This window comes from Aquibium pacificum, from assembly GCF_040839445.1.
Classification (GTDB): Bacteria; Pseudomonadota; Alphaproteobacteria; order Rhizobiales; family Rhizobiaceae; genus Aquibium; species Aquibium pacificus.
Genome location: NZ_JBDPGJ010000007.1, coordinates 78,462 through 88,998, shown reverse-complemented (window position 1 = coordinate 88,998; position 10,537 = coordinate 78,462). Strand labels below are relative to the sequence as shown.

The window sequence follows — 10,537 nt, the reverse complement described above, 5'->3', positions numbered from 1 at the left end:
GGGAGGGTCGGTCGGATGTTCAGATGGTGACGACGACGTTGCCGAGATTGCCGCCGCGTTCGACGTCGAGGTGAGCGCGCGCGATCTCGGAGAGCGGGTAGGTCCGGGCGATGGCGATGGTGAGTCTGCGGGCGGCCGCGAGCCTGGCGATCAGCGCCTCGCCTTCGCGACGCGCGGCCGCGGGAATGGCGAAGCCCTGGATGAAACGTAGATTGGCGCCCTTGGACTGGAAGGCGTAGTAGGGCAGCACCGGCTGCGGATTGCTGCTCGACGAGTAGGAGGCGACGGTGCCGTTGGCCTTCAATACCGCCGCATCGAGTGCCATGTTGGACGCGAAATCGACCTCAATGACGCGGTCGACGCCCGTGCCGTCCGTCAGGTCCATGACGCGGGCGAAAACATCCTCGCGCCTGCGGTCGATCGTGGCGAAGGCGCCGCCTGCCATGACGTGCGCCGCGGCCTGTTCATTGCCCACGGTGCCGATCACGTGCGCGCCACCTGCCGCCGCGATCTGCACCGCGCAGTGGCCGACCGCTCCGGCCGCTCCGTTGACGAGGATCGTCTGGCCTTCGACCGGCCCGTCCGCGTGCACGGCACGGAATGCGGTCATGGCCGGGACACCGATGCAGGCGCCGGCGACGAAATCGAACTCATCCGGAAGGCGCACCGCCTGGTCCGCATCGATGGCGATCAGACCGGCCGCCGTGCCGAACGCCCGGCCGGCGGTACCGTACCCGCCCTGCGCGTTCCACAGCCAGACGCGCTCGCCGATGCGGGCGCGATCGACGCCGGCACCGACCTCGACGATCTCCCCCGCGCCGTCCGTGTGCGGGATAACCAGCGGGTGCTCCATCTGCATGCCGTTCCAGCCGGCGCGGCGCTTGACGTCGGCCGGATTGATGCCGGAAGCGTGCACGCGCACCAGAACCTCGCCCGGACCCGGCACGGGATCCGGCCGATGGTCCACCACAAGCACCTCGGCGGCGGGTCCGGTCCTTGTGTAGGTGGCGGCGAGCATGGGAACGTCTCTTGTCAGAACAGATGGCATGCGACCTGGCGGGTGCCGACCTCGCGCAGCGCGGGGACTTCCACGGCGCAGCGGTCGAAGGCCCTCGGGCAGCGGTCGCGGAAGACGCAGCCCGATGGCGGGTTGCGCGGGTCGGGCGCTCCGCGGCCAATCGGGAGCGGCGCGTGGCTCTGGTCGGGATGCGGCACCGGCACGGCAGACACGAGTGCGTTCGTATAGGGATGTAGCGGCTCGCGGACGATGTCCTCGGTCGGCCCGTCTTCCATCACCTTGCCGAGATACATCACGATGGTGCGTTCGCAGACGTAGCGAACCAGGGCCAGGTCGTGGCTGATGTAGATCGCGGTCAACCCTAGGCGATCGCGTACGTCGCGGAAGACGTTGAGCACGCCTGCCCGCACCGACACGTCCAGCATCGAGACCGGTTCGTCGGCCACGACGAAATCGGGTTGCAGGATCAGCGCGCGCGCCATGACCACGCGCTGCAGCTGCCCGCCCGAAAGCTGGTGCGGAAAGCGGTCGAGATATTGCCGGGGCTGCGACAGGCGGACGAGTTCGAGCGCGGCGATGATTCTGGCGTCGTGCTCGGCTTTCGCGATGCCGGCGTTCTCCAGCGGCTCGGCCAGGATCGAGCGGATCGAGAAGCGCGGATTGGCGGCGTCGAAGGGATTCTGGAAGATCAGCTGCGTGCGGGCGCGGTAGGTCTTCAGCGCCCTCCCCCTGAGCGCCGAAACGTCCTCGCCGTCGAAAAGGATGGTGCCGCCGGTCGGCTTTTCCAGCTTCAGCAGCAGCCGACCCATCGAGGTCTTGCCGCAGCCGGATTCGCCGAGCAGGCCGACGCCTTCGCCGCGCCTTATGTCGAACGAGACGCCGTCGACGGCCTTGACCACGTTCGAGCGCCCGCTCAGCGCCGACAGCGCGCCGCCGACACGATAATGCAGCCGGGCATCGCGGATCGAGACGAGCGGTCCGTCCTGGTTGACCAAGGGCGACCTCATGCCTCGGCCATAGCCGGTTCGGTCATCCACGTCTCGACGCGGGCGGCGCGTTCCCGCAGGACCACCGCTTCGCCGGCGCGGTGGCAGGCCACGGCGTGGTCGGGCGAGATGTCGGCGAGCGGCGGCTGCGTGGTCGCGCAGATCTCCAGCGCAAACGGGCAGCGCGGTGCGAAGCGGCATCCGGCCGGCGGATCCGAGAGGTCGGGTGGCGCGCCTTCGATGGGCGTCAGCGTGCCGCTGGCCGCGCCCTGCAGATCGGGGAACGCGTTGCGAAGGCCCATGGTGTAGGGATGGGAGGGCTGGGTCAGCGTCGCGTCCATCGCGCCGGATTCCGCGACCCGTCCCGCATACATCACGACGGTGCGGTCGCAGACATAGGCGACCACGGAGATGTCGTGCGTCACGAGGATGACCGAGATCCCAAGCATCGACTGAAGCTCGCGCAACTGGTCGAGAATCTGCCGCTGGACGATGACGTCGAGCGCCGTGACCGGTTCGTCGGCGATCACCAGCTTCGGATTGAGCGCGAGCGCGAGCGCAATCGCCACGCGCTGGCGCATTCCGCCCGAAAACTGGTGCGGATAGTCGCGCAGGCGGCCGACCTCGATGCCGACCATCTCGAACAGTTCCTCGCAACGCGCGCGCGCCTGGCGCCGGCCGAGCCCGCCGCGCCGCCTCAGCACCTCGTTGAGCTGGTATTCGACGGTGTAGACCGGATCGAGCGAATTCATTGCGCTCTGAGGGATGAATGCGATGTCGCGCCAGCGCAGCGCGTTCATCTCGCGCTCCGGCAGTGTCACGAGGTCGCGTCCGTCGAAGACCATCTGTCCGCCGGTGATCGAGGCATTGTCGGCCATCACCCGCGTCAGCGCACGCGCCACCGTCGTCTTGCCGCAACCGGATTCGCCGACGAGGCCGACGATGGAACCGCGCGGCACGTCGAAACTCGCGCCGTCGACGGCATCGACGCTATTCTTGCCGACCCGGTAGCCGACCTTGAGGTTGCGAACGGAAAGCAGGGTTTCATTCATCGGCCGAGCTTCGGAAACAGGATGTTCTCGTATCCGCGAGTGATGAAGAACCCGGCGGAGACGACGAGGATGATGCAGATGCCGGGCGGCACGAACCAGTAGTAGGACTGCTTGGCCAGCGCCTGGCTCGCAAACGCGTCCTGGAGCATGTAGCCCCAGCTGATCGACGTCGGGTCGCCGAAGCCGAGGAACGAGATCGAGGCTTCGGTCAGGATCGCCCAGCCGATCGCGATGGAGCCGTAGAGGAAGGAGAGCGGCAGGATGTTCGGCGCGATGTGGCGCAGGATGATCTTGAGGTCCGAGGAGCCGGAAACCCTGGCCGCGTCGACATAGCCGCGCGATCGAAGCGTCAGGACCTGGCTGCGAATCACCCGGCCCGTGTCGCGCCACAGGACCAGCGCCATGGCAAGCACCACGTTCCAGATCGACGGCTCCAGAAACGCGGCGAGCACGATCACGAAGGGCAGGAAGGGAATGCCGAACGCAATGTCGGCCAGCCGCATCAGCACCGCATCGACCCAGCCGCCGAAATAGCCCGAGACGAGACCGACGATCGAACCGATGAGCGCGACCATGAAGGCCGCTGTGACGCCGATGAGAAGCGCCGACCGCGAGCCGTAGATGATCTGGGAAAAGATGTCCCGTCCGAGGCTGGTCGTGCCAAGGATGTAGCCCTGCTCGCCCGGCCGCAGGTCGGCGGCGAGGTCGTATTCCGGCGTAAAGAGAATCTCGGTCGGGTCGTAGGGCGCGATGACGTCGGCGAAGATCGCCGCGACGAGGAAGGTCGCGTAGATCACGAGCCCGAACACCGCGAAGGGATCGTTCAGCGGAAGCCGCAAGCTGCGGAACAGCCGGACCAGCAGGCCCGCTCTGGGCTCCGCGGGACGCGCGGCACCGGTCGTCATGGCGATAGCGTCACGCACGGCTCACCCTCGGATCGAGGAAGGCATAGAGCAGGTCGGCGATGAGGTTCATCAGGATCACCACGACCGCGATCATCAGGAACGCGCCCTGCGCGAGCGGATAGTCCGAGGCCGATACCGCGTTGACCAGTTCGCGGCCGAGGCCCGGCCACGAGAAGACTGACTCGACCACGACGTTTCCCTGCAGCTGGTAGCCGACCGCGATGGCGAAGGACGTCATCACGGGAAGCAGCGCGTTGCGCGCGGCGTGGCGCACCACGACCGTCCAGTTCGACAGGCCCTTGATACGGGCCATGGTGACGAAATCCTCCTTCATCACGTCGAGCATGTTGGAACGCATCAGGAGCAGCGGCAGGCCCTGGCTGTAGATGGCCAGCGTCAGCGCCGGCAGAGCCAGGTAGGTAAGAAAATCGGTCGAGGTGTAGAGCGCGAAAAGGCTGTCATAGCTGGCACCGGCCGGCCTCGTGCCGCCGGCCGGAAACCAGCCGAGCCCGAAGGAGAAGACGGCGAGAAGCACCATGCCCAGCCAGAATTCCGGCATCGCGCGCGTGGTCAGCACCAGCGGGATCGCCGCCTGCTCGACTACCGTGCCGCGCTTCCAAGCCAGATAGGCGCCGGCCAGAATGCCGAAGACGTAGGCGATAATCAGCGAGGAGAAGGTAAGCACAAGCGTGTTGGGCAGGAGCGCCACGATACGCTCGGCGACCGGTTCGCGGTAGCGGAAGCTCTGGCCGAACTCGCCCTGCAGGAGGTTGCCTAGATAGATGAAGTATTGTTCCCACAGCGGCCGGTCGAGGCCGAACTGCGCCATCAGCGTTTCCTGCTGCTCGACCGTGAAAGTGGGGTCGATGTAGGCCGCCAGCGGATTGCCCGGCATCAGACGGAACATCAGGAAAAGGATCGTCACCACGGCCCACAGCACGAGGGCAAGCTGGAGCGTCCTGCTGGCGGCGGCCTTCAGATGCGACATCCGTGGGGGTTCCCTATTGCGGCGCGCCGCGGGAGGCGCCGCCGACCATGCCCCGCGCGACGACGCGAGGCGAGGAGTGGCGCGCCCCTTTGCTCCGGGACGCGCCTGAGGCCGGCCTTACTCGGCGGCCAGCTCTTCCTTCTTGTCGCCCGGATAGGTGAGCTTGCCGCCCTCCAGAGTGTAGCCGGCGTCCTCGAGCAGCTTCTTGGCCACGTCCTGACCGGTCTTGAGACCGCTGACCACCGCGGCGTCATGCCAGAAGCCCAGCGCCGGCGAGACGACCGAATTGGACGGCTCGGCGAAGCCCTTGAAGGCAGCCTTGACGATCAGCTGGCGGTCGACCGCCCTGGACAGCGCGTTGCGGAAGGCCGGATCATCGAAAGGCGCGCGGCGACCGTTGAAGGCCACGTAGCGGAAGCCCATGTCGACGGTCGACACCACTTCGAGATCGCCGTCGGCGGCGGCCGCGTCGATCAGCACCTGCGGATCGCCGGTGAACTCGGCCAGGAAATTGATTTCGCCCGAACGCAGCATGCCGAGCGCGGCCTCAACGTTGGGCACGATGCGCAGGATCCAGCGGTCTGCCTTGGGTGCGTTGAAGTGATCCTTGTTGGCGTGGAGGACGATCTCCTCGTTGGTCAGCCAGCGCTCGAATTTGTACGGTCCGGATCCGATCGGGGTCTGCTCCTGGAAGCTCTCCGCGTTGGTATCCTTGGTCTTGAGGTCTTCGATCACCGGCTCCCAGACATGCTTGGGAATGAGGTTGATCTTGGCCATGCTGGAGGTGACGAAGGAGGCGGCCGCCTTCTTGAGCTTGAAGGTCAGCGTCGTCGGATCGATCACCTCGATCGATTCGACGTTGGAGGCGAACGGGGCGTACATCGGCGCCTCGCCGGAGACGACGGCCTCGTAGGAGAACTTAACGTCGTCGGCCGTCACCGGCTTGCCGTCATGCCACAGCATTCCCGGCCGCAGTTTGACCTGGACGGTGGTCGGATCGGTGAAATCGATGCTCTCGGCTGCCCACGGCTTCGGCAGGCCATCGGGCCCGACGCGGGCGAGGCGGTCGTAGACCAGCTCGAACACCCAGGAATCGACGCCGCCCGAGATGTAGAGCGGGTTGATCGCCTGCACGTTGTCGCCGGAGTTGAGCACGATGTCCTTCTTGTCGCCGGCCGGCTCGAGACCCATGAAGGTCCAGGTGTTGCGAATGCCGATGCCGCTCTGGTTGACGACCGATTCCGCCTTCCAGACGGTCTTGTCGAAGGCGAAGGTCGACTTCGGATGCACCAGCATCATGTTGGGCTGGTCGGCGGCCAGCATTTCCTGCGCCTTGAAGATCAGGTCCTTGCGCTTGTCCTGGTCGATCTCGACGCGCTGCGCCTCGACCACTGCGTCATAGTCGGGATTCATGTAGCCGATGAAATTGTAGCCTTTCTCGGCGGTCGAGGAGTGGAACAGGTTGTAGACGATCTCGTCAGGGTCGGAACGCTCGGGCCGGCCGACCATCTGCCAGGCCGTCACGTCCCACTTGTCGCGCTGGTACCAGACGACGTCGGACATCTGTTCCCACGGCATGACCTTGACTTCGACGTCGAGGCCGAGCTTGCGCCATTCCTGGGCGATCAGCTGGACGGACTGGAACTCCTGCGGCTGGGCGGCCTGCGGACGGGTGAATATCTCGATCTTGCGGATCGGGTCGCCGGCGAGAGCCGGCGATGCGGCGACGATCGCCAGGAATGCGGTCGCCATGACCGACTTGAAACTGGACCTCATGCTGACTTCTCCTCTGGAGTGGACACGGCTTGGGCTTGTCGACCTTCTTGTCGTTCTTGGCGGAGCGCTCAGGCGACCCGCAGTGCCTCGAAAGGCTGGCCGGCCTGCATCTTGGCAGGCAGGGGAAAGGCTTTCTTCGAATGGGAAAGGCCCATCGACACGAGCATCTCGGCATGCTTGAGCGCAGCCTTGCCGGCGTTGACTGCCGGCGCGCCGACCGCTGCGGCCACCTCGTCTCCCAGATCGAGGAAGGACATCGTCATGCAGCCGAACAAAAAGGCGTCGGCACGGTCTTGCCGGACGCAGGCGTCGGCGACCTCAATCAGCCGTCGCTTGGTGAAGGCGGGATCCTTCATGAGGTCGAGCACGGGAATGCCCGTCGCTCGCACCGAGGCGAGCTTGGCGTGGACGCCGGCCTTGACCGCCAGAAGCTCTTGGCCGGCGATCAGGCTGTCGAAAACGGTGAGCACGGAGAACTTGTGGCCGAGGCCGGCGGCGAGCAACAGCGAACTCTCACAGGGGCCGACGACCGGGATGGTGGCGAGTTCGCGCGCGGCTTCGAGCCCCGGATCGCCGAAGCAGCCGATGATGGCGGCGTCGAAGCCATCGCGCTCGCATTTCATGATCAGGTCGATGGTGGCCGGGACGCAGAGCGCCTCCTCGTAGGCGCTTTCGATCGAGACCGGGCCGGTCGGCACGTCGACAACCGATACCGTGGTGCCGGGGAACGCCCAAGCGTTCAGCAATCCCTCGCGCCGGCGCATTTCCCTAAGGCCCATCGGGCCCTTGGACATCGGTCCGGGTACGACATAGGCGATGCGCATCGACGGCCCCTCTGTTTCATTGACTGAAACATTGTTTCTCTATGGGATTGAGTAAAACACAAATCTGCAATATTGCAACAGGCCTTCAATGAACGATAATCGATCCGGGAGGATGGCCGACATGAAGGAAACCGGGGCCAAGCCCGCCGCGGGCAACGACTACACGATCGCGGCCGTGGACCGGGCGCTGCTGGTGCTCGAGGCGCTCGCCGACCGGCCGGGACAGGGCGTGACCCAGCTCTCCAAGACGCTCGGCATGACCAAGTCGATCGTCTTCCGCCTGCTGCAGACGCTGGAGGATCGCGGCTTCGTGTTCCGCGACCCCGATCACGCGGTCTATTCGCTGGGCTACCGCATCGGCGTGCTCGGCGAGAGGGTCGGGCGCGACGGCAGCCTGCTCGTGGCGGCGCGCCCTGTGATGGATGCGCTGCGCGACCGCACCTCCGAGAACGTCAATCTGGTGATGCGCGAGGGGCTTCGCTCGCTGGTCGTGGCGACGCGGTCCGGCCACCACTCGATACGGCTCTTCGCGCAGGCGGGCCGCCACGGCCCGCTCCATGCCGGCGGCGGTTCGCTCTGCATCCTCGCCTATTCCGAGCCGAGCGTGGTGGAGGCAGTGCTTGCCAATCCGCTGGAAGCGTACACGCCCTACACGATCACCGACCGCGACAAGCTGCGCCAGGCGCTCGCCCGCATTCGCGCCAATGGTTACAACATCGCCCTGAACGACCTCGACGAGGGGGCGTTTTCGGTGGCGGCGCCGATCTTCGGCTCCGATGACACGGTGATCGCCTGCATCTCGGTCGCCGGCGCCATGGTGCGCCTGGATGAGGAGCGGCGCGAACGCTACATCCGCGCCGCGCTCGATGCAGCGGCCGAGATATCGGGCAAGCTGTCGCTGCATCGCAGCGACCCGGTGAGCGCGCGACAGGAAGTCCGCTCAATCGCCTGATCGCACCGCGGCGCGGCGGAAACTCCGCCTGCACTCCGACCGGTGGTAGCCGCGGCCGCGTACGCCTTACCCGCGCCTGTCGCCGAATCAGCCCCGCTTGCGAGGCGCAAATCTCTCTGCTAGCTTTCCCTTGTCATTGAAACACTGTTTCATTCAATAAAACGATGAGGGGAGTTTGCCATGAACGAGGTCGAATCCGGCATCCTGTCGCAGGTCACGCTCGACGAGCCATGGGCGCTGGTCGAGAGTTTCTCGACGTTCAAGCGCGAACACCCGACTGACGTGAACCGCGGCATGGACGAGGTCGTGGAGCGCCTGCGCAAGCACGGCGTCGAGGTCAAGGTCCATGAACCGAGCCTTTATCTGAGCCTGCCCGGCCTCGCCCGCGTCGAGGCAGGCGGCAAGACCTTCCGCGCCAAGCCGCCGGCCTACAGCCTCGACGCCCGCAACGGCATGACCGGCAGCCTGGTCTACGTCGGCGCCCGCCACAACGCGATGATCGAGGACATGTTCGAGCGCAAGGTCGAGAGTTCGACCGAGATGGCCGCGCGCGTGCGCGGCAAGATCGTCATCTCGGAAGGCTTTGCCAGCCCAGGCCTGATCTCGCAGTTCGAGGAACTGGGCGCGATCGGCGTGATCGGCATCAATCCCGGCATCGACATCCACTGGGGCATCTGTACAACGGTGTGGGGCACACCTGACCTGGACGACCTGCCGCGCAAGCCGAAGATACCGGCGGTCGCGGTCAACAAACCGGACGGAGAGGCGCTGATCGGAATCGCCGAGGGCGGCGGCGAGGTCACGATCTTCACCGAGATGGAGGAAGGCTGGTTCACCTCGAAGCTGCCGGAGGTCTTCATCCCCGGCACCGAGGAGCCGGAAAAATACGTCTTTCTGCACGGCCACCTCGATTCCTGGGACGTCGGCGTCGGCGACAACGCCACAGGCGACGCGACCATGCTGGAGATCGCCCGCGTGCTGTGGGCCAATCGCGGCAGCCTCAAGCGCTCCGTGCGTATCTGCTGGTGGCCGGGCCACTCGACTGGTCGCTATGCCGGCTCGACCTGGTTTTCCGACGCCTTCGCGCTCGACCTCGAGCAGAACGCCGTCTCGCAGGTCAATTGCGACAGCCCCGGCTGCCGCTGGGCGACCGAATTCAACAACCTCTCCCGGATGACCGAGACCGAGGGTTTCCTCGCCGAGGTGATCCGGGAAGTGGCCGGCAAGGCGCTTAACGGCGAGCGGCCGCACCGCGCCGGCGACTATTCCTTCAACAACATCGGCATCTCGTCCTACCTGATGCTGTCGTCGACGATGCCGGACATCCTGCGCGAGGAGAAGGGCTACTACACCGTGGGCGGCTGCGGTGCCAACATCGCCTGGCACACCGAAAACGACACCCTGGAGATCGCCGACCGCGACATCCTCCTGCGCGACATCAAGGTCTACCTGCTGGCGGTGCTGCGCAACGCCAACAACGAGGTGCTGCCCTTCGACTGGCGGGCGACAGCCAAGGAATTCGCCGAAACGGTGGACGACTACCAGGCCAAGGCCGGCAGCCGCTTCGACCTGTCGGCGTCGAAAAAGGCGGTGGCCGAACTCGCCGCCGCGCTCGACGGATTCTACGCCGGCGTGAAGGCCGGCACGATCAAACCGAAGGCGGCCAACACCGTCATCCAGGACCTGGCCCGCATTCTCGTGCCGATCAACTTCACCCGCGTGAACCGCTTCCGCCACGACCCGGCCCTGACCATCCCGCCGCTGCCGTCGATCGCACCGGCCGCCGAACTCGACAAGTTCGACGACGACACGATCGGTTTCGCCAGGACGCAACTGGTGCGCGGCCAGAACCGGCTCATCTCGGCCTTGCGGCAGGCGACGCGCCACATCGGACTGGTCACGGCATGACCCGGGTCGGCAATCGCCTCCAGCTTTGATCGCCGCACCACGGAGCGGATGACGGCTTCAAAGCGCGCATCGCCGTCAATGGCCACCCGGGCACCGGCACAAATCCGGGGCGGCTGACCGGATGGGAT

General features: G+C 66.0%; 9 protein-coding genes. 2 read left to right on the top strand and 7 right to left on the bottom strand.

The features are described 5' to 3' along the window. Positions 1-19 precede the first annotated feature (19 nt). From ABGN05_RS25520 to ABGN05_RS25490, 7 genes are all read right to left on the bottom strand, one after another. A complete protein-coding gene (locus ABGN05_RS25520) occupies positions 20-1,018 on the bottom strand; it encodes an NADPH:quinone reductase (protein WP_367956840.1) in 999 nt (332 codons plus the stop codon). 14 nt (positions 1,019-1,032) lie between these two features. Continuing rightward, positions 1,033-2,025 carry an ABC transporter ATP-binding protein gene (locus tag ABGN05_RS25515; protein ID WP_367956839.1) on the bottom strand — a complete coding sequence of 331 codons (993 nt, stop codon included), beginning with the start codon at positions 2,023-2,025 and terminating at the stop codon, positions 1,033-1,035. Continuing rightward, a complete protein-coding gene (locus ABGN05_RS25510) occupies positions 2,022-3,056 on the bottom strand; it encodes an ABC transporter ATP-binding protein (protein ID WP_367956838.1) in 1,035 nt (344 codons plus the stop codon). Before ABGN05_RS25510 ends, ABGN05_RS25515 begins: the two co-directional genes overlap by 4 nt. Continuing rightward, positions 3,053-3,979: an ABC transporter permease gene (locus ABGN05_RS25505; protein WP_367956837.1), complete on the bottom strand. Its 927-nt coding sequence runs from the start codon at positions 3,977-3,979 to the stop codon at positions 3,053-3,055. Before ABGN05_RS25505 ends, ABGN05_RS25510 begins: the two co-directional genes overlap by 4 nt. Continuing rightward, on the bottom strand, positions 3,972-4,949 hold the full coding sequence (locus ABGN05_RS25500; protein WP_367956836.1) for an ABC transporter permease: 978 nt from the start codon (positions 4,947-4,949) through the stop codon (positions 3,972-3,974). The genes ABGN05_RS25505 and ABGN05_RS25500 overlap by 8 nt, the downstream gene beginning before the upstream one ends. 117 nt (positions 4,950-5,066) lie before the next feature. Continuing rightward, positions 5,067-6,725 carry an ABC transporter substrate-binding protein gene (locus tag ABGN05_RS25495; protein ID WP_367956835.1) on the bottom strand — a complete coding sequence of 553 codons (1,659 nt, stop codon included), beginning with the start codon at positions 6,723-6,725 and terminating at the stop codon, positions 5,067-5,069. 68 nt (positions 6,726-6,793) lie between these two features. Further along, positions 6,794-7,549: an aspartate/glutamate racemase family protein gene (locus ABGN05_RS25490; protein WP_367956834.1), complete on the bottom strand. Its 756-nt coding sequence runs from the start codon at positions 7,547-7,549 to the stop codon at positions 6,794-6,796. Between the two features lie 121 nt (positions 7,550-7,670). Here ABGN05_RS25490 and ABGN05_RS25485 point away from each other — a divergent pair, with 121 nt between their 5' ends. Together ABGN05_RS25485 and ABGN05_RS25480 are read left to right on the top strand one after the other, a co-directional pair. After that, positions 7,671-8,501 carry an IclR family transcriptional regulator gene (locus ABGN05_RS25485; protein WP_367956833.1) on the top strand — a complete coding sequence of 277 codons (831 nt, stop codon included), beginning with the start codon at positions 7,671-7,673 and terminating at the stop codon, positions 8,499-8,501. Positions 8,502-8,681: 180 nt separating this feature from the next. Further along, the gene (locus ABGN05_RS25480; RefSeq protein ID WP_367956832.1) at positions 8,682-10,409 is read left to right on the top strand and encodes a M28 family peptidase; all 1,728 of its coding nucleotides are present in this window, start codon (positions 8,682-8,684) and stop codon (positions 10,407-10,409) included. The last annotated feature ends 128 nt before the right edge of the window (positions 10,410-10,537 follow it).

Bases quoted from the DNA above. Each gene is read 5' to 3' on its own strand.
- ABGN05_RS25490 (WP_367956834.1), bottom strand. From the start codon at position 7,549: ATGCGCATCGCCTATGTCGTACCCGGACCGATGTCCAAGGGCCCGATG.
- ABGN05_RS25515 (WP_367956839.1), bottom strand. From the start codon at position 2,025: ATGAGGTCGCCCTTGGTCAACCAGGACGGACCGCTCGTCTCGATCCGC.
- ABGN05_RS25495 (WP_367956835.1), bottom strand. From the start codon at position 6,725: ATGAGGTCCAGTTTCAAGTCGGTCATGGCGACCGCATTCCTGGCGATC.
- ABGN05_RS25520 (WP_367956840.1), bottom strand. From the start codon at position 1,018: ATGCTCGCCGCCACCTACACAAGGACCGGACCCGCCGCCGAGGTGCTT.
- ABGN05_RS25510 (WP_367956838.1), bottom strand. From the start codon at position 3,056: ATGAATGAAACCCTGCTTTCCGTTCGCAACCTCAAGGTCGGCTACCGG.
- ABGN05_RS25500 (WP_367956836.1), bottom strand. From the start codon at position 4,949: ATGTCGCATCTGAAGGCCGCCGCCAGCAGGACGCTCCAGCTTGCCCTC.
- ABGN05_RS25485 (WP_367956833.1), top strand. From the start codon at position 7,671: ATGAAGGAAACCGGGGCCAAGCCCGCCGCGGGCAACGACTACACGATC.
- ABGN05_RS25480 (WP_367956832.1), top strand. From the start codon at position 8,682: ATGAACGAGGTCGAATCCGGCATCCTGTCGCAGGTCACGCTCGACGAG.